This is a genomic window from Eisenbergiella sp. OF01-20 (assembly GCF_003478085.1).
Classification (GTDB): Bacteria; Bacillota; Clostridia; order Lachnospirales; family Lachnospiraceae; genus Eisenbergiella.
Genome location: NZ_QUES01000045.1, coordinates 20152 through 39685, shown reverse-complemented (window position 1 = coordinate 39685; position 19534 = coordinate 20152). Strand labels below are relative to the sequence as shown.

Below are 19534 nucleotides of genomic sequence, written 5' to 3'. Positions count from 1 at the left end.
AAGGGCTTCTTTTCCGTGGTACCACTCTAATTCGCAACCTTCAGCACAGGACCGATAGTCCTCTCCCTGCCTTATGCTGCGCACTTAAATATCTGTAACGGGAATACCCGCTCCGGACTACTTCCTTAGAAAGCTCTGCTTCTATAGAATGCTTTGCTTCTATTCTTAAGGGGATCCCCCGGAGGACTCCAAGGCGAGTTGGGGACTTATCCTTACCGCCTTACACCAACCGGCGGCTCTCTATAAAGGACAGGATCCTTACTACTCCTCTTCCAAGTCTCTGTCTTATTGCTATTCTGCCGGGAAACACAGAAAATATGCTGGATTCCCGGAAACTAGGGATAATTTTATCCTTTTTCCCGGCTTTTGTCAATAGTCCTCTTCTTCTAATTCAGCTCCCGCACCGGATTTAAACCGCCTTCATCCAGATATTTCAGCGTAATCCTGTCACCGGCTTTAAAACGGACGATTCCAATGAGCTTTTCGTCGGACAAGTCCACATCAAAGATACTCTCATTTCCTTCAATGCAGATATAATAATGAGTAGTTCCCTCCAGTACGACCGGCGATATCGATTCAATTCTGCCGGAAGCCTCCAGGTAAGCATCCGTATTCTGGCTGACAATACCGTTGGTACTCAGCAGTTCATTGTAATTCTTTTCACATTGCTGGATGGTATCGCCGATAGCAACCCATTGGTATTTCTGTACATTTACCATGGCATATTTCTTTACCAGGCCTGCGGCATCCTTAAGCGCCATAAAATAGGTGGGTTCATCCGCAATATTTAACAAAAGCGGGAAGGAGGCCTTATACCCCAGATTCTGTACCTGTCCTTCCGCAGAGGACATGGCCGACATCTCCGTTGCTCCTTCCACCTTATAATAACGGGTTTCCATGGTTCTCTGATTCATCAGGACGAACCCTACGTTTGACTGATCCCCGTTTACAGAGGTGATTCCCGTATATACCCAAACATCGTCATCCAGAGCGATATAATTATATCCGTTGGTTGTCACCAGACAATCCTTCTGTCCTAAAACACTGTTAAAGAAGCCATGCTGGTACATCCCATGGTAATCATACAGCTGCATCAGCATCTCTGCGGAATATACCTTGTCAATCCACTGCGGAACATCTTCGATGTCATAATCCGTACATTCCCCGGTAACAGCATTACAGAGCACAACACGTCCCACCGTCTCTCCGCCGAACAGCCCAATATTAAACTTTTTAACAGGGCATACCCAGTAGGGAACGCCATTGTCATCTATTTCAAAAAAGAGCTGATCGCCGAAAATATAGGTAGGGAACCGGAACCGGAGATGCCGGTACAGATTCCGGTTGAAATATTCGGATTTGGAATATTTGATCCCTTCCTCCAGCATGACACATTCCGTATCCTGTGTGGTCATATCAATGCGAATATACGCAGGAATCCCGTTTTTCTGGTTGGTCAGCCACTTGATCGGGCTGGCATATACAAGAGGGGTAACTCTCACCGGCACCCCGTTATAATTCAGCTGGGTATAGTCATCCGCCACCTCAAACTGGGAAACCATATCCACCAGACTTCCCATCTTCCTGTCTCCCAGCAGCGCCGCCGAGTCCTTATCCAGAAGAGGGATTGTCCGATAATCCACTTCCTTGATGTCATCCGTGAAATTCCGGCTCTCCAGAGTCAGAAGCTGCTGGTATTTCTTGGCATTGATAATCGGGGATGACAGCACGCTTCCGATTAAATAAGCAGCAAGCAAAAGCAGAAGCAGAATCCCCATCCACTTCAGGGGCTTATATTCCTTCAGGCTGAACTTCAGCGATACGCCTCCCGTTCCCGCCATATCCTTCCCTGCCTTGCGTACGGCATACAGGATCATTACGGCAACGATAGCCGCCATAATAAAAAACCAGAAGCCGCTGGAATGGATATTAATGGCCGGCAGTGTTACGTAATAATAAATAAATGCGGCAGCAGCAGCCAAAACGCCCAAAATCGTGTACAATACACCTTTTTTCATATAAAATAATACTCCTCCCTGCCGGCATCAGCTTCCGGCAAATCCTGTCGTCAGCCTGTTTTCCGGGCAGAATACAGGCTGCTAATAAATTAATTCATTGTACCACAATATTCCAGCCATAGCAATGCTGAACGACCGGCACGGGTGATGCCATTCTTTTTTATCTGCACCCTACCGGCACTTTTTCCTTGTTTCTCCCCTATGCGCATGATAAAATAAGCATGATGAAATCACAAAGGAAAGGCAGATAATCTGATTGAATAACCCTTTAGTTACCATTATTATTCCCATATATAACAGGGAACAAACGCTGGAAAGATGCCTTTGCAGCGTAATCAGGCAGACCTATTCCCATCTGGAAATTCTTGCCATAGATGACGGCAGTACGGATCACAGCGGGATAATCCTTGATAAATATGAAAAAAAGGATCCACGCCTGCGTGTTGTCCATAAGGAAAATTCCGGTGTTTCGGAGAGCCGGAATATAGGGCTGCAGATGGCAAAGGGCGATTATGTGCAGTTTGTGGATGCAGATGACTGGCTTACCCGTGATGCCACAGCTCTTTTGCTGCAGGCTATGGAACCGGATACGCAGCTTGTCATATCGGATTATTACCGGGTTATCGGAAGGAGGATCTGGATTAAAGGCCATATTCCCTCTCCCGCCCTGATGAGCAGAGCCGAATTTGCCAAATACATGATGAAATCCCCCGCTAATTTCTACTATGGGGTAACCTGGAATAAATTTTACCGCATGGATATTATCAGAGAAAACCGGCTGTTCTTCTCCCATGAACTGGATTGGTGCGAGGACTTCAAATTCAATCTGGAATATCTGAAATTCACCTCCAACGTCCATGTACTCACGGTTCCCTTCTATTATTATGTAAAAACAAAAGGAAGCCTGGTAGACAGTAAAATTGATTTGCGGGAAACTATCCGCACCAAAAGGATTCTCTTCGGCTATTACAAGGAATTGTATCAGATACTGGATATGTATGAAGAAAACAAACTGAAAATACAAAGCTTTTACCTGGAATTTGCCCGGGATAAGGTCAAGCATCCTGCCGCTGGCAGCGGGACGCCAGTCCTGAAACGCCGTAAACGACGGGATAACTGATAAAGCTTCTCCCTATATAAAAGGCGCCGAAGATATCCCCCAATATCCCCGGCGCCTTTACCCCAATATTTGTTTCTCTTCTCTAAAAAAGACTTTATTCTTCGCTTCCTTCTGCAACCTTGGCGGCTCTTGCAGCAACTTCTTTCTCCTGGATATCGGAAGGGGCCTGCTCATAACGGGCAAATGCATAGGAGTAATCTCCCCGGCCGCCTGTCATGGAACGCAGATCCGTACAATATCCATACAGTTCCGTCATAGGCACATCCGCTTCCACAATCTGCTTTCCTCCTGCAATAGGTGTCATTCCCAGCACACGGCCGCGGCGTTTATTCAAATCACCCATAACATCACCGGTGTACTGATCAGGAACGGTTACCTTCAAAGATGCGATCGGCTCAAGAAGAATCGGTCCCGCATCCATAAAGCCTTTTTTGAATGCCTGGATAGTTGCCATCTTAAACGCCATTTCCGAGGAGTCAACCGGATGATAGGAACCATCATACAGTATCGCTTTCACACCGACTACCGGATAAGCGGCCAAAGGCCCTTTCTGGACAGATTCCTGGATTCCCTTCTCCACCGCAGGATAATAATTCTTGGGCACGGCGCCGCCTACCACCTCCTGGGCAAATTCATAAGCACTTTCCAGATCCCCTGACGGTTCGAATTTCATCTTGACATGGCCATACTGCCCATGACCGCCGGTCTGTTTTTTGTATTTATACTCCACATCTGATTTTTTACGGATGGTTTCGCGGAACGCAACCTTGGGCTGGCTCAGCTCTATCTCTACTTTATACTCATTCAGCAATCTGCTTACCACCACATCCAGATGCTGATCGCCCATACCATACAGCAGTGACTGATGGTTCTCAGAATCATTAACCACTTTAAGGGTTAAATCTTCATGAGTCATCTTGGTAAGGGACTGGGAAATCTTATCAATATCCGCTTTGTTTTTGGCTTTGTATCTCTTTGAAGTATAAGGAACGGAGATTTCCGTTTTACCATATTCAATAGGTGTGGCCTTAGTGGAAAGCGTATTTCCTGTCCTTGCCCCTGTCAGCTTGGCCAGGGCACCGATATCGCCGGCATGAAGCTCGCTCACTTCCATAGGCTTGCTTCCCTGAAGAATATAAAGCTTACCTATCTTCTCCTCAATATCCTTATCGTAATTAAGCATCTGATCATCTGTTTTCAGAACGCCGGAGCAAACCTTTATGAGAGAATATTTACCAATAAAGGGATCCACAATCGTCTTGAAGATATAGGCGCTCTTTGCCTTGGCAAAATCGAAATTCGCCTGGAAAATATCCTTTGTCTTCATATTGATGCCTGCAATTTCCCGTCCTTCCGGGCTGGGCAGGTACTTCACAATGTCATCCAGCAGCGTATAAATGCCCTGTCCCAGAATATTAGATCCCATAGACATGGGAACAATACTGCCGTCATTAATATTGGTACGCAGAGCCGCTCTGATTTCCGCTTCGGAGAAGGACTCGCCGCTGAAATACCGTTCCATAAACTCTTCGCTTGTTTCAGCCACCGCTTCCATCAGGGTATCACGGCAAATCTGAAGGTTCGGTTTGTTGTATTCGGGTATCTCACACTCCACGACTTCCTTGCCCTGCCATCTGTAGCCGGTCTCGGAAATAACGTTGACATAACCGACAAACTTCTCATTTTCACGGATAGGCAGATGGAAGGGTGCAATTTTCTTGCCGTAAAGGTTTGTCATATCTTCCACGATCTGCCGGTAAGAAGCATTATCAATATCCATATCCGTTACGAATACCATGCGGGGAAGCTTGTATCTGTCACACAGCTCCCAGGCCTTCTGGGTACCCACTTCCACGCCGGCCTTGCCGGAGATGACAATGATGGCAGCATCCGCAGCGCTGACCGCTTCTTCCACTTCCCCAACAAAATCAAAAAAACCGGGAGTATCCAATATATTGATCTTCACACCTTCCCATTCAATCGGGACAACAGATGTGCTGATTGAAAATTTTCTCTTCTGCTCTTCCTTGCCAAAATCGCTGACCGTATTTCCGTCTGTTACCTTACCCATCCTGGATGTGATTCCGGACAAATACGCCATTGCTTCTACTAAACTAGTCTTGCCTGATCCGCCATGTCCCAGAAGAACAACGTTACGAATCTTGTCTGTTGTGTAAATGTTCATACTGAATTCCTCCGTATTATGCGATTTCCGGGTTTTCTGTAAAAGTCCCCAATCCATTAAAAATCTCTTCCAGAACCCCATGGGTATATTTTACTAAATGTCCAAATTTTTTACAAGCAATTTTCAACATTTTATACAAGTTATTTTTTCCCTTCTTTTTCCCTCCGCTGCATCTAAATCAGCCCTACCTCTAAAACCCCCTGAAATCAAGGGAAAATAGCCAAAATACAGGATATGGATTCCGGTTGACTTTCGCGCTTTAAAGTGCTATATTGGTAACGGCATTAAAATTACCGGAAAGTGAAAGGAACCAAACCTATGATTATTGTAATGAAACCCCAGGCAGCACAATCCAGTATCACGGCGATAAAGGAATATATTGAAAACAGCGGGCTGAACGCCCATCTTTCCCAGGGTACCGAGGTTACCATCATCGGCGTGGTGGGCGATAAAAGCCGCCTGTCCACGGAAAACCTGATAAGCTTCAAGGATGTTGACAGGATAGTGCCGGTAACGGAAACCTACAAGCTGGCAAACCGGAAGTTCCATCCCGATCCCACTACGGTTATAGTCGGCCCCACCTCTATCGGTCCGGACAATATGACCATAATGGCGGGTCCATGCGCCGTGGAAACGCAGGAGCAGCTGATGGCTATCGCAAAAGCCGTCAAAGCCTGCGGCGCTACCATTCTCCGCGGCGGAGCATACAAGCCGCGGACCTCCCCCTACTCCTTCCAGGGACTGGAAGAGGAAGGGCTGCGTTACATGCAGGAAGCCGCGAAAGAAACCGGGCTGGCCACCATCTGCGAGGTTGTGAGCCACGAGGCCATTGAAGCTGCCGTGAAATATGTGGATATGATCCAGATCGGCGCCCGGAACATGCAGAATTTTATCCTTCTTAAGGAAGCGGGACGATCCGGCCTTCCCGTACTTTTAAAAAGAGGCCTGAGCGCCACCATTGAGGAGTGGCTCAACGCAGCGGAATATATCATTGCCGAAGGCAACCCCAATGTGGTATTATGCGAAAGAGGCATCCGCACCTTTGAGACCGCCACCCGCAACACACTTGACTTAAGCGCCGTTCCGGTATTAAAGGAAAGGACCCATCTTCCTGTGATTGTGGATCCCTCCCATGCCACCGGCGTCTACAAATATGTGGCTCCTCTGGCAAAAGCAGCCGTAGCCTGCGGCGCGGACGGTCTGATGATAGAGGTACATAACGATCCCGCCCATGCCCTTTCCGACGGCCCGCAGTCCCTTACCTTTGAAAAATTTGAGAAGCTGACCGGTGAGCTCGCTCCCTATATCGGACTTGCAGGCCGCAGCTTCAGATAAAAGGAGCACGTTATGAAGCAACTCACCTTTGCCTTTATTGGGCTTGGACTTATCGGCGGTTCCATCGCCAGAGCCATCCGGGCATCCATGCCGGACTGCTATATCCGGGCCTGTGATACGGACGGTGCAACACGGAAGCTGGCCCTGGAAGAAGGTATTATTGATGAAGCGGCGGAACGGGTTGACGAAGAAAACGGAGCCGCCTTCACGGATTGTGACTTTCTATTCTTATGCGCCCCGGTGTCCCAGAATGACAGAAACCTCCGGTTAATCCGCAATTTCCTGTCCCTTCATCCCGGCTGTATCCTCACCGATGTGGGCAGCGTTAAAAGCACAATCCATGCCGCCATTGAAGAACTGGGCCTTACCGCTTCTTTTATCGGAGGCCATCCCATGGCCGGCAGCGAACGGATCGGCTACCAGAATTCCAAGGCCTCTTTATTGGAAAATGCCTATTATATCCTCACCCCCACTCCGGATGCCCCAAAAGAACAGGTGGAACGGTATGCCGCATTGGTTAAAGCAATGGGAGCCATCCCCCTGATTCTGGATTACCGGCAGCATGACTATGTGACGGCGGCAATCAGCCACCTGCCTCATGTCATCGCTTCTTCCCTGGTGAATCTGGTAAAGGCCAGCGATAACGATGAAGGAATCATGAAATTGGTTGCTGCAGGGGGTTTTAAGGACATTACCCGTATCGCTTCTTCCTCCACGGTTATGTGGCAGCAGATCTGCCTGACGAACAGGGAAAATATATCACAGCTTCTGGAACGCTATATCAGTTCCCTTGAAAAAGTAAAGGATGAAATTGACCGAAAGGATGCAAGCCAGCTCTATTCCTTCTTCGATACGGCCAGGAACTACCGGGATTCCTTTATTGACGCTTCCAGCGGCCCTATTAAAAAAGTATACACCATCAATGTGGAAATTCCCGACGAAGCCGGCTCCCTGGCCTCCGTGGCCACCCTGCTGGCGCTGAACCATATCAGCATTAAAAATATCGGCATTGTCCATAACCGGGAATCGGAAGACGGTGTCCTGCGCATTGAATTTTATGAAGAAGCTTCCATTGAGAAAGCGGAAAGACTGCTGAACAGCAGAGGTTATACAGTATTTATCAAAAACTAAACAGCAGTTCCCCATAAAACGACGCCGGCTTTCAAAAATCCGGCGTCGTTTTTATATATGGGTAATAATGATCTCTGCGTCCCCATCCAGACGGAATTTCTTCTCTCCGGCAGGAATGAAAATACTGTCTCCGGCCTTCATCTGTATTCTTTCCGCCCCCTCCGCGTGCTGCAACTGCGCCTTCCCTTTTACGCACAGCAACGAGTAAAAGGAGTTTCCGTCCTCCTCCAGCTCATAAGAGCCATGGAGTGTACAGCTGACACACTCAAAATATTTGCAGCGGCTCAGGATGCGTAAAACCACCTCCTGCGTTTCTATGGTTTCGCTGTCAAACCGCTGCACTTCGTACCGGCTGTAATTCATGACCGCCAGCGCCTTCTCCATATGAAGCTCCCGGTAATTTCCATACTTGTCCCTGCGGTTATAATCATATAAACGATAGGTACAATTGGAACTTTGCTGGATTTCACATATCAGGCTTCCCTTGCCGATGGCATGAACGGTACCTGCCGGTATGAAAAAAGCCTCCCCCTGTTTGATGGGAATCCGGTTCAGCAGGGAAAGAATCGTGTCCTCTTCCACCGCCTTTTCCACCTCTTCCCGGGTTACATCCCGTTTAAAGCCGCAGTAAATGCAGGAATCCGGTTCGCACTGAAGGATGTACCACATTTCATTTTTCCCGTATTCATTTTCCTTTTCCAGGGCATAGGCATCATCCGGATGAACCTGTACGGAAAGATTCTCTTTTGCATCAATCAGCTTGACCAGAAGCGGGAAACGTTCCAGCGGCTGGCATTTCCAGCCCCATTTTTCCTTCCCGATCCGATCCAGATACTCGGAAAAAAGCAGTCCCTTATGACGCCCGGAAGCCACAATGCTCTGCCCTTCCTTATGGGCGGACAGCTCCCAGCTTTCCGCAATGGTTTCATAGTCACATTTCTTAGCATAAATATCCCGAAGCCTGGTGCCTCCCCATAAGTAATCCTTGAAGGCGGGAAGCAGACGGACAAAAGGCTCCACCTGATAGCCCAGTTCCGCCTCCGACAGATCCCGGCTGCGCACAGAGATCAAGTCTCTTTCTTCCACCATTTTACCTGTGGATATCTCCATAAACACCAAAGGTTCATTTCCTATATTGGATATCTGGTGGGGGGTGTTTTCCGGTACTTCTATGCTGTCGTTGGGCCCGTATTCTCCTTCCCCGCCTTCCAGGATGATTCTGGCCCTTCCGCACACGATAATCCAATGCTCCGTTCGATGGGAGTGCTGGTGTGCATAGATCGTTTTTCCTTCCGTGATCATCACCTTGCGGACAACGTAGCGGGGATTCACATTCAGAAGCTCATAGGTTCCCCACGGCTTGTAAATGACCCTTCCCTGGTCAAAGTAATGCTGTTCCTCCGGATTTTCCCTCATGATACCCTTCAGCTTCTCGGATTCCCCTGTCTTGCCAACATAAACCGCATCTTCTGTATTAATAATAGTGATATCCGTCAGATTGTTGGCTACCACAAGCTGACGGTCACTCTGATTCAGCACCGTCGTATTGGTGCTTTCATACACGATTTGATTTCTTTCGTCTCTCCGGATCCCGGTGAGGGATAAATCCTCCAGGCTTCCGATATCCTGCCACTGAAAAGAGCTGTGAATCACCTTCCCTCTTCCGGTCCGTTCAAAAACACTTTTCTCAATAGGGACCGCCTGGATGCCTTCCAGTACCTCGGACGGATAATACGTATGTCTTCCTTTTACCTTCCTCATATAAAAGGCCGCTTCACAGGAATTGTATAACCATGGATAGAATTTCCGGATTTCCTGGACCAGCGTCCCCACACGAAACAGAAACATACCGCTGTTAATCAGATAGTCCCCTGCTTCAAAATAGGAAGCCGCCGTGGCGGCATCCGGCTTTTCTATAAAGGAAAGCACTTCTTCTCCCCGGCAGCGGATATAACCGAACCGGGTTTCCGGCTTGCCTATATCCATACCGAAGGTGACAAGCCAGCCCTCTTTTGCCAGCTCCGCGGCCTTTGTTACATCATCTTTATAGGTAGCCCCTTCAATCAGATGATCACTTGCCACCACAAACATCAGTTCAGACAAAGGAAACTGCAGACACGAAAGCACAATGGCCGCGGTAGTTTTCCTCCCCACATCCTCCAGTACCAGCCTGTAGGTTATCCCCTGGAAAGCCTTCATCTGGTTTTCCACAATAAACTGGTATTCTTTATTGGTAACTATAATAAATTCATCGCAATAAGGAATATTCCTGGCAATAGTCTCCTGAAAAATGGAATGATCCTTCTGGATGCTGATAAACTGTTTCGGATAATTCTTTCTGGACAGCGGCCACAGCCTGTCGCCTCTTCCTCCTGCCAACACGAGACATTTCATATGCATCTGCTCCTGTTTCTTTAAAAATTTCTTCAAAATCAGACCAATACGGCATTCCTTACGGAAGCCGTTTCTTCACACACCTAATACTATAGCCGAAACCGGACTTTTTCACAAGAAAAAAGAACGGTAAAAACCGTCCTTTTTTACGTATGCCATAGGCATATGTTCCCTCTTCAGTTGTCTTGTGTTATCCGTTCTTCTTCGTGGCTCCCAGCTTACGGGATTTGTCAGCGCCGAGGTAGTCCTTTTCTTTTGATCTTCCCAACAGATAATCCGCTGATACATTATAGTAGTCACAAAGCAAAGGGATAAATCTCACAGGCATAGCGTTCTGCCCTCTTTCATATCTGGAATAGACCCTCTGATCAATGTTCAGGTACTCGGCCACCTCCCTCTGCTTTACATCGTTGTCCTCTCTTAAGCCACGCATAATAACTACATAATCCATCATCATTTGCACCTTACTTCCAAAATTTACCAAACTTCGTTTTTTTCAGTTTAGCATATTCCATAAGCAAGAATTGCTTTTTCCACTGAACTGTAGTAGTATTTTAACGTACTTTTTACTCCGTGACTACAAACGAGGGAATTAGATATCCGAAGCGGCAAAAGATGTGCCATATATGGCACATCCAACAATACCTTTTGAGGCAATCCGTTAATCTGCACAAAAAAAATGAATATCCATTACCATATAAACCGTAATACAAATAATCAACGTCTGCGGCATCTATCAAAAGTCCTTTGAAAAATTCGGTATATTCCTAAAGATGCAGATATTTCTCCGAACAATGGATTTTGTTCCCCGGTTTACGGCAGTCGGCGTCCATCCGGCCACTGTACTGGAATAGTAATATTATATCGATAACTTAAAAGAAGCACCTGCCGGTACTCAGGGCAAAAAAAAAATACCTGGCTTCCGATATTCCGGAAACCAGGTATTTTGAAACCACACAAGTTGATTTTAGGAAATAGTTTTAGTACGAATCCAGAACTATCAGGTTCTGGGAGAAGTTGTTGCCGGAACATCTTCCATATGAGCGCCTTTGGCTACAACAAATGTAACATTTACAGCGCCGCCGAATGCAGGAAGTGCAACGGCAACTGCACCGTTCTTGATAACTACCGGAACGGCTACCCATGTTCCGTCTGCTCTCTGGTATAATGCCTGAATGGTTTCCCCTTCAGCCAGAGTAGCTGCTCCGAGAATATCTGCCAGCGCGAATGCTGCAGATACGGAACCGTTCTGTGCAACAGCTTCACCGGCTGCGGTCTGAAGGCCAATTACCATGTTGTTAACAACATTCAGATTGCCTTTGCTGTCTGTAAGAGACAGTCCGTTTCTTCCGGTAAAGTTAACTACCTGCATTTTGCTGGAAGCCATTGCTGCTGCTAAAGATGCGGCAGAAGCCTGTGCCTGTTCAGCGGAAGCGGGTGCGATAACCATTGCTACTGCAGCCGGGTCCACAACCTGGCCGCTTGCGGTCTTGAAGGTTGTTCCGGGAAGGACTGCAGACTTGTCGCTGGAAACACTTACAGCCTGTGTGGTAACGGTATTGCTTGTACCGACAGAAGGGCTCACAACGACCTGCGCTACAGGTTCCTTCTGGATGGACGGACTGGGAGCCGCCATCGCAGTCATGCCCATAGAGCATGCGAGAATTGCTGAAAGAACAATTGCCATTTTCTTTTTCATGTCAATCATCCCCCTTTCTTATAGTGTGTGTGGCTTCTTTATATCAACGTCCGGTTGCCCGTCCGCTAATACCATTGGTAAGCTGTAACAACAGCCTTACGGAGCTGCTTCCTCATAAAAAACCTGAAGTATCAGTTCATACAGGGCCGTATCATCCTGGTAAAATTCCTCAAACATTTCACCCATTTCCACGTTCCCTTCCATCGTATATATGTCATTCTGGTCAAAACTGTAGGATAATGCCTGTCCTGCCAGATAAACTGCTTCGTCTGCGGATATATCCGTAACCATATAAGGAGAAACCTGCGTATACAGCTTCAGCGGAAGCGTCATATCCTGCTTCATAGCTGCCTTTGCCTGTCCGATAAATCCCTGTAAATACTCTTTCTGACGGGACAGACGTGCTTCCGCGCTCTGCGCTTCCTTTGTATCACGGTACTTTATATATACATAGGCCTCTTCGCCCTCCAGATGAACGCGGTCCCCCGTCTTCCATTCACCGCCGTAGCGTGTACCATTTATTTTCATACCGCCCTTAGCTACGGATTCCGGTATGGTAACCTCCACACCGCCCACCGCATCATTAATTGCGGCTATAACACTCATATTCAGAGCACAGTATCCATGAATCGGCAGGCCATAGAATAAATTGGAAACAGCCTCCACCGTATTTTCACAGCTTTCTTCCAGCCCCTCTCCATAGGCATGGGCCAGGGCTATCTGTGCAACCTCTTTTCCGGAATATAAGCCATTGGGATCGTAAGTCTTTATTTCCGTCATAGTATCCCTGTTGATACCGATTACACTGATCTTATTTTCCCGGGGGTCCAAAACCGCCAGGAACAGGGCATCAGCCTGTCCGCCCCTGTATAAATCGGAGGAAGCCTTCACTTCTCCGGTCTTATCTATCCCCATACATAAAAAGGTCAAAACATCCTTTTTATAGGTATATGTCTTTCCCTTGTAACGCAGCGTCCCTGCTTCCAATGCTTCTCCCGCATCATTTTCCGATACGGAAACCGTCTGCATCTGTTCCGGGACCGCTTCCTGCTTTTGAGCAAAAGCACTCCGCCCATGGCTTTCCATCCATAAATATCCAACCAGCAGCAAAAGGAGAAACAAAAGGAGAACCGACAGCAGAACGGCAAGGAAAATACCGGCTTTTTTAGCTGCGGACCGCTTTCTCTTTTTTCTTCTTCTTTTTCGTTTCTGTTCCATGTTCCATCCGCCTTTCAGGCCTGTTCCGGCACAAGCACAGCCTGCACCAGATAACGCTTGTCATCCTCACCTGTTACCCCGGTGGATAATGTAATGATTTTATCCTCTGCGGAAACCGGGGCGGAGCTGTCGATAAAAGCATCCATCGCACGGATCGCAAAGATGTCTTCCAAATATGCAGAATAGACTGCCGGATCCCAAAAATCATATGTTGCGATTAAATGCCGGTCATCATAGGTATATGCCGCAAAAATCTGATAGGTAAGTACCTTGTCATCCAAATATATCTTTACTTCCCTGTGGGAATCAAAGAAATCCCTGTCCTTGTATTGGTGAAGCCTGCCGAATCTTTTATCCCTGTTACGACCGTATATAATGGTATTGGGATCGCCAAAATCCTTATTGTTGTAATACTCCGTATAAATGCAGCCGTCCTCATCCTCTTTCCCGTAAATATTATGGCTCAGGTAAAAGTATTCGTCCTCTGCCGGCTGCAATACCGGAAAGCTGATATCTGTCCCGGTGATTTCCAGCCATGCGTAGGCCTCCACATTTATATTCTGCAAAGACTGCATATCCGCTGTACCATCTTCTTTCATAAAATCTGCCAAAGACAGATCGGCACTTTCAACCGTCTGACGGGTATCCGTCTGTGTATTGCCCTGTTCTCCGGTTTTACTGCCGCAGCCTGCCAAAAGCAAACAGAACAAAAGAAATGGGGAAATGATAAAAACATTATTCAGAAGTTTGTATTTTTTATGTAACATCTTTTTATCCTTTTCATTCGGTTTCATTGTCCGGGAATAACCTGTCAGGAACATGCCGGCTCCGGGAAGCATACAGAGCACATAAAGATAACGATTCTAAACGAATTACGCCGGCTGCTGCAGAATTCCTCCGGTTCTGAACCGGAACGGAACCTGCCCGTATATGGTTTACAGGCCCTCCCCTCCTGATGATTCTTGTATAGCTTCCCATATTAACGCCAGAGGCGGTAATAGCTATTGCTGTACCTCTTCATAAAAAATATCGATAACAAGCTGATGAAGAGCATCCTCGTCTGGATAAAATTCCTCATAAACCTCCCCCATACGGGTTTCCCCTTCCAGCATATGGATTTCTCCGCTGAAGGCATAGGAAGCGGCTGTCGTAGCCAGATAGGTAACTTCGTCCGCTTTTATATCCGTGGTCATATAAGGACTTAATTTCTGAAACAGCGTGAGAGGCAGGGTGACATCTTTTTTAAAGGCCGCTCTGGCCTGCTCGATAAATCCCTGCAGATACTGCGCCTGCCTTTCCAGGCGATGACGGTTGCTTTCAAAAACATCGGTATCTCTGTACTTTACATACCAGAAGGCCGTTTCCCCCTCCAGCCTTACCGTATCACCTGCACTAAGGGCCGGGTCCGCAGCCGTCAAATCCTGCAGACATTCCACCTCCACGCCGCCTATGATATCATTAATTGTAGGAATCCCGTCCATATTCACAGCGAGATAACCATGGATAGGCAGCTGATACAGCAGCGCTGAAACGGCTTTTTCCATCAAACGGGCACTTTTATCCTTTCCATCCCCATATGCATGCTGCAACGCAATCTGGGCTTTAACTGTACCGGAATAGGCCCCCGATTGTCCGTACACCTCCACATCCGCCATCGTGTCCCTGTTAACAGCTATCAAATCCACCTTTTTATTATGCGGATTCATCACTACAAGAAAGACCGCGTCCGCCTGCCCCTTCTGCCCTCCGTTTTCAACGGTTTCCAGCTTGTCCTTTTTATCAATACCCATGATAAGAAAAGTCATGATATCATCATTGTATTCATAGATCTTGTCCTGATATCCGATCCAGCCATCCTGCCATTGTGCCACCTTATCCATTACCTTTACATCTGTGGAAATTGCCGGCTCCATACCGCCGCCTTTACTCATTATGCTGTTTTTCCCCATAGCACGCACGACCATAAAACCGGTGGTACCTACCACAAAAATCACACAGACTACTGTCACTGCTGCCATTAGACGGGCTTTACGCTTCCTGAGCCTTCTTTTCTCCGCTTTTTCCGGATTTAATATTTCTTCTTTTTCAAGATCCGCCTTGCTTAACTTTTCCATCCTCTGGTTCCTGCTTTCTTTTATCCTGTTTTGTTAAAAATTGTAACTGTTCAGTCCCCCTCACAGTTACATAAAGGTTCCTTATACCTTATCGGCATTTTAAAACGTAAATTAATATACGCTTAAAACAGGAAATTTGAGCATAAAAAAATTACCTGGCCCCGCTCTTGGAAAAAACAGCCAGAACTGTTTTTATCAAAATTTTCAGATCAAGACTTACAGACCAGTTGTCGATGTATTCCACATCCAGCCTGACGATTTCTTCAAAATCCGTAATATCACTTCTGCCGCTCACCTGCCACATACCGGTAAGCCCCGGCCGGAAACTGAGTCTTTTCTTATGATAAGACTGGTAATGCTCAAATTCATCCAGCGTGGGAGGCCTGGTACCTACCAGACTCATATCCCCTCTGAGAATATTGATAAACTGCGGAAACTCATCCAGGCTTGTTTTTCGCAGGAATTTCCCAACTCTGGTAATGCGGGGATCATCTTCCATTTTAAACATCAGCCCGTCCATCTCGTTCCGTGCCATCAGCTCCTTTTTCCGCTCTTCCGCATCGGTATACATGGATCGGAACTTGTACATCTTAAAAATACGGCCATTCCGCCCCACACGCTTCTGCGCGAAAAAGACCGGGCCAGGAGAATCCAGCTTGATAACAGGTGTCAGAACAACCGTAAGGACAAGCAATGCCAGGCTGCCCGCAAAGGCTCCGGCTATATCGATAAGACGCTTCAGCATAAGCTGCCCGAACGGAGCTACCTTATTGGCATAGGTAATCGTATGGAACTGTCCGAACTGGGAAAGGATACGCTGAGGAGCCTCTGTAAGCTCCAGGACAGGAACCTGCAGATGGATGGTCAGCCCCATAGCTGCCAGATTTTCCAGATCTTCTTTTCTTTCCTCCTGCGTCTGTCTGTCCGTACAGATAATTACCTCATCCAGAGAAGCTGTGAGGCAGTATTCAATCAGTTCCTTTCCGGGAGCAACCACCGGGATGCCTCCCACCTCTTTTTCCTCCCCATCCAGCAGAATAATCCCTTTTATCTGGTAACTGTAGTCTTTGATGCTCTTCATCTCTGCAGCCAAAGCCTCCGCTTCCCTGGCAGAAGCTACAAGAAGCAGCTGTCTTGCATTTCCGGCTACCTTGTAAAATATAGGGAGATACTTTTTGTACAGCTGATGGACGAGAAACATCAGAATAACATCTATAAAAACAAAGTAAACAAGCACTTTTCTGGAATATTCGTCGATTACCCTGGTAAAATATAAAGCAAAGGTAGCTCCGGCCAATGTCACAAGGTTCATCTTAATGGTTTCCAGCAGTTCCTGGAAAGGCCCGCGGAGCAGCATTTTCTTATACCAGTTCTTAAACAGGTTGATTATCAGGAATACCACCAAAAAAATAGCGATCAGAACTTTCATATCCGTGGGATTATTCAGTCCCTTGAAAAACTTCTGATGCCTGATATAGTTGGCAATACCGAGACTGAGGACAAGTACAAGGCAGTCTATCGATATAATTATTAAATTTTGCAGATTAGACTTCTTCTGGTACATATGCCTCCGGTAAAGCAGTAAGCGGTTACGCTTCTGCTCCTGCTTTTTTCTTGATTCTGTCTTTATAATGTGCAAATAAGTGCAAGATCATACTAATGCACAGGTATCCCAGCATGCCGAAGAGGAAACCTTCCAGGCATTGAGGGAAGGAATAATGTCTTCCTTCTATAAAAAGTTTCATAAATTCTGTAAAAAAGGCTATGGCGAACAGCATGGCTGCTGTGGATAGTATGCGAAGCTTTGCCGTAATCCTTCGGAAGGTGAGGAGGATCGCCCAGCTTCCGGTAAATCCTAATGCGAAGAAAAGGATAGCCCTGCCTGCCTGACGGAGGTAGTAGGTGATAGTCAGTACCTGCTCCTGGGTTGGAGCGTTTGCCAAGGTGCCTGTTACCTGGGTTACAAAGGGCTTTTCTAAAGCTTTGGTGGCTGGGCCGCTTTGGAAGGACAGGTAGAGGGTTATTAGTAATATGAAGGTAAAAATGGTCCATATGGTGCAGCGGAACCATTTGGGTGGTTGAATGAGGGGCATTTGGGGGTCCTTCTATTATGTAATGTGGTGTGGGTTATTTTAGGGGTTCCTTTTTGTGAGGCGTTGGTTTTTATTTTCTCTTAAGTATAGTATGCGGAAATCTGTTGTGTCAATAGTTTTAGCGGAGAATAAACGGGGGGATAAATTCATTAGGGGTATTGGGGTGTTACCGGTTGGGTTATTTTGGATTTTAAAACTGGTATTTTATCTACGTTTATTGCTCTATCTTGGATACTATAGCATAAATGGATGGGATTTTCTAGTGGTAATTTTAAAATCATGTAACTAACAATTTTATATCCTGTAACTTAAATCTCAAATTTATCTCTAAATCGCATTAAATATTTATTATATTTAGTTTATCTGAATGAATTTTTTCTTAAATTCATTATAGAATTTAAAATTTTTTACTTGTTTTTATTTTGTATATAAGAACTCATCCTGAATTATTCATGACATTATAATTCCTGCCTTATAATTCGTTTCATGTGTTTCGAACCGACGATTATGAGATTTAGCATGAGGAATACCCGGATAAAGGATAGACTTTCCCTGTAAGACTAAAATCTGCATCTTTCCTTCTCATGGTCCATAGTTACTGTATTACTCCAGCTTCGGCTGTAGCCTGCTTATATTATTCAGCGTTTCATAGAATTCATTTTTATAAGGGCTACTACGGCAAAGCTTAAATGTGATATATCTTGCTGAACGTACAACTCTTGCTGCTACCTTCAGCAATTTCAAGCGTATGGTATCTACCAACTGTTTACGCATGTTTGCAGGCAGTACCATTCGTTTAAACCAATTAATATGTTGTATGCCAGTGCATGTACTTGGAGACGGTTTGCATTTACGATTTTGTATGAACTGCTGACAGCGGTAAAATCAAAACCATTTTTGCTTTCTTTAATATAATTCTCCATTGTGCCGCGTTTACAGTAAAACTTGTTTACCAACTCGGGTGATGAATCCCTATTTGTTACAATAAATATGTACATGTGAACAAACTGCCCTGCAGGCTTTTCTGCTTTGCATACAACTCGTCGCGGACGTTCCAGGATCCAGTCTGATACATGGATTCTCCATACGCAACGGCATATGAGGTAAGATCATCCTTTATCGCTTCTGTAAGACGTTATCGATTTCAGCAGCCAGTTTCCGTAATAGTTCGCTCAGCTTTAAGCGAACCGCATAGGACACACCATCCGTTTCACACTGCTCATAGAACTCAGGCTTTGTAAATCCACTATCGCCACGAAGAAGCAATGGCTACGTTCCGGAATCTGCGCATGAGATTATAAAACTGATTCATCCATCCGATTAAAGAATCGAGACAACGTAGGCTGTGAAGCCAGAGCATTCTTCGCAAGGATTGCGGTCAGCACAGGATCATTTGTCAGTTCATCAGCACAGTCATCCTCAAAGTATGCACCGAGTATCTGGTAAATCATCTGCCATAAGTTTTCGTCCTCTTTATGATAACGAAAGATAGCAGTGTCATTGGTTTTAAACATAGATTGTAAAATCTTGATAAAACCAAGTTTGCAGGTGAATTCTTTTATTAAAAGAAGCCCTGCATCGAAGGATAAATCACCTCCGTCAAAATTTATTTTAATTTGTCTATTGCATTCTAATGCTTTTGTGTTTGAAATATGCATATGAGAACCTCCCTTTGTTTTTATATGGATTCGACACCTAAAATTAAACAAAAGTTTGCTTCTTTTTCCATATCATCTAACAGGTGAAATACAATACTCAGTTAAAAGCTTGTAACTATGCGGCTTTAGCCGCTGTGGAATGAATTATCATGAATAATTCAGGCTCATTATTCTAGTGGATTTCTTTACTCTCAGGCTCTCCATTCAAAATAGGACACTCCATCTACTCCGGGAGCTCTCATGTTAGGCGATATCTCTAACCTTGAAAATCTTTATATAGTCTACGGCTTGTGCTTAGGATATTTTTATCCTCATCTCTCTGTAAAATAGTAGACAGTTCGCGTGTTTCCAGATTCAAATGTAAAGATAAAAACTATATACCATAACGAAATCATTAGAAAACCGAAGCAACATGATTTCATGAGGAACGAAAATACATTTTATGTACCAGAAATTTGGAAACTTAGGTTAGTTCTTTTCAGGAACGAAATACCAGAACAGAGGTGCACAGTCTGGAAAAATATCTGTTCTGCACCTATACTTAAGTGGGACGGGTTACGATAAAAATC

Annotated in this window: 13 protein-coding genes, 1 pseudogene and 1 other annotated feature (1 of these 15 cut by a window edge); of the genes and pseudogenes, 3 read left to right on the top strand and 11 right to left on the bottom strand. The window is 45.8% G+C overall.

Annotation, left to right across the window (positions count from 1 at the left end; all coding sequences use genetic code 11):
- Positions 1 to 284 (bottom strand) — a binding site (T-box leader); it reaches 11 nt to the left of the window's first position.
- 102 nt (positions 285 to 386) lie between these two features.
- Complete coding sequence (locus DXA36_RS29130; protein WP_118682769.1) at positions 387 to 2018, bottom strand: CvpA family protein; 1632 nt, start codon at positions 2016 to 2018, stop codon at positions 387 to 389.
- A gap of 256 nt (positions 2019 to 2274) precedes the next feature.
- Between DXA36_RS29130 and DXA36_RS29125 the strand changes: the two genes are divergently transcribed.
- Positions 2275 to 3138, top strand: coding sequence for a glycosyltransferase family 2 protein (locus tag DXA36_RS29125; protein ID WP_118682768.1), 864 nt, complete (start codon positions 2275 to 2277; stop codon positions 3136 to 3138).
- A gap of 94 nt (positions 3139 to 3232) precedes the next feature.
- On the opposite strand, the gene DXA36_RS29120 is transcribed toward DXA36_RS29125, so the two are convergent.
- On the bottom strand, positions 3233 to 5323 hold the full coding sequence (locus DXA36_RS29120; RefSeq protein WP_118682767.1) for an elongation factor G: 2091 nt from the start codon (positions 5321 to 5323) through the stop codon (positions 3233 to 3235).
- 318 nt (positions 5324 to 5641) lie between these two features.
- Between DXA36_RS29120 and aroF the strand changes: the two genes are divergently transcribed.
- Entirely contained in the window at positions 5642 to 6658 is a 1017-nt protein-coding gene (aroF, locus tag DXA36_RS29115; RefSeq protein WP_118682766.1) for a 3-deoxy-7-phosphoheptulonate synthase, read from the top strand.
- 12 nt (positions 6659 to 6670) lie between these two features.
- Positions 6671 to 7789 (top strand): prephenate dehydrogenase, encoded by a 1119-nt coding sequence (locus DXA36_RS29110; RefSeq protein WP_118682765.1) that lies wholly within the window; start codon positions 6671 to 6673, stop codon positions 7787 to 7789.
- A gap of 51 nt (positions 7790 to 7840) precedes the next feature.
- Here DXA36_RS29110 and DXA36_RS29105 read toward each other — a convergent pair whose 3' ends face one another.
- From DXA36_RS29105 to DXA36_RS29065, 9 genes and pseudogenes are all read right to left on the bottom strand, one after another.
- Positions 7841 to 10183, bottom strand: coding sequence for a type I phosphomannose isomerase catalytic subunit (locus DXA36_RS29105; protein ID WP_118682764.1), 2343 nt, complete (start codon positions 10181 to 10183; stop codon positions 7841 to 7843).
- A gap of 190 nt (positions 10184 to 10373) precedes the next feature.
- Positions 10374 to 10640: a helix-turn-helix domain-containing protein gene (locus DXA36_RS29100; protein WP_308623979.1), complete on the bottom strand. Its 267-nt coding sequence runs from the start codon at positions 10638 to 10640 to the stop codon at positions 10374 to 10376.
- A gap of 543 nt (positions 10641 to 11183) precedes the next feature.
- The gene (locus DXA36_RS29095; protein WP_118682763.1) at positions 11184 to 11882 is read right to left on the bottom strand and encodes a hypothetical protein; all 699 of its coding nucleotides are present in this window, start codon (positions 11880 to 11882) and stop codon (positions 11184 to 11186) included.
- Positions 11883 to 11978: 96 nt separating this feature from the next.
- Positions 11979 to 13100, bottom strand: a complete 1122-nt coding sequence (locus DXA36_RS29090) for an LCP family protein (RefSeq protein WP_118682762.1) — start codon at positions 13098 to 13100, stop codon at positions 11979 to 11981.
- A gap of 14 nt (positions 13101 to 13114) precedes the next feature.
- Entirely contained in the window at positions 13115 to 13867 is a 753-nt protein-coding gene (locus DXA36_RS29085) for a class B sortase (RefSeq protein WP_182479311.1), read from the bottom strand.
- 234 nt (positions 13868 to 14101) lie between these two features.
- Positions 14102 to 15214 (bottom strand): LCP family protein, encoded by a 1113-nt coding sequence (locus DXA36_RS29080; protein WP_118682760.1) that lies wholly within the window; start codon positions 15212 to 15214, stop codon positions 14102 to 14104.
- A gap of 151 nt (positions 15215 to 15365) precedes the next feature.
- On the bottom strand, positions 15366 to 16778 hold the full coding sequence (locus tag DXA36_RS29075; RefSeq protein WP_118682759.1) for a sugar transferase: 1413 nt from the start codon (positions 16776 to 16778) through the stop codon (positions 15366 to 15368).
- A 25-nt stretch (positions 16779 to 16803) separates the two neighbouring features.
- Entirely contained in the window at positions 16804 to 17307 is a 504-nt protein-coding gene (locus tag DXA36_RS29070) for a VanZ family protein (protein ID WP_118682758.1), read from the bottom strand.
- A gap of 603 nt (positions 17308 to 17910) precedes the next feature.
- Positions 17911 to 18965: pseudogene (locus tag DXA36_RS29065) on the bottom strand (IS1380 family transposase).
- Between the last annotated feature and the right edge of the window lie 569 nt (positions 18966 to 19534).

Excerpts from the sequence above, each read along its gene's own strand:
- DXA36_RS29085 (WP_182479311.1), bottom strand. The coding sequence starts at position 13,867 with ATGTTACATAAAAAATACAAACTTCTGAATAATGTTTTTATCATTTCC.
- aroF (WP_118682766.1), top strand. The coding sequence starts at position 5,642 with ATGATTATTGTAATGAAACCCCAGGCAGCACAATCCAGTATCACGGCG.
- DXA36_RS29110 (WP_118682765.1), top strand. The coding sequence starts at position 6,671 with ATGAAGCAACTCACCTTTGCCTTTATTGGGCTTGGACTTATCGGCGGT.
- DXA36_RS29095 (WP_118682763.1), bottom strand. The coding sequence starts at position 11,882 with ATGAAAAAGAAAATGGCAATTGTTCTTTCAGCAATTCTCGCATGCTCT.
- DXA36_RS29130 (WP_118682769.1), bottom strand. The coding sequence starts at position 2,018 with ATGAAAAAAGGTGTATTGTACACGATTTTGGGCGTTTTGGCTGCTGCT.
- DXA36_RS29090 (WP_118682762.1), bottom strand. The coding sequence starts at position 13,100 with ATGGAACAGAAACGAAAAAGAAGAAGAAAAAAGAGAAAGCGGTCCGCA.
- DXA36_RS29100 (WP_308623979.1), bottom strand. The coding sequence starts at position 10,640 with ATGATGATGGATTATGTAGTTATTATGCGTGGCTTAAGAGAGGACAAC.
- DXA36_RS29075 (WP_118682759.1), bottom strand. The coding sequence starts at position 16,778 with ATGTACCAGAAGAAGTCTAATCTGCAAAATTTAATAATTATATCGATA.
- DXA36_RS29120 (WP_118682767.1), bottom strand. The coding sequence starts at position 5,323 with ATGAACATTTACACAACAGACAAGATTCGTAACGTTGTTCTTCTGGGA.
- DXA36_RS29105 (WP_118682764.1), bottom strand. The coding sequence starts at position 10,183 with ATGAAATGTCTCGTGTTGGCAGGAGGAAGAGGCGACAGGCTGTGGCCG.
- DXA36_RS29070 (WP_118682758.1), bottom strand. The coding sequence starts at position 17,307 with ATGCCCCTCATTCAACCACCCAAATGGTTCCGCTGCACCATATGGACC.
- DXA36_RS29080 (WP_118682760.1), bottom strand. The coding sequence starts at position 15,214 with ATGGAAAAGTTAAGCAAGGCGGATCTTGAAAAAGAAGAAATATTAAAT.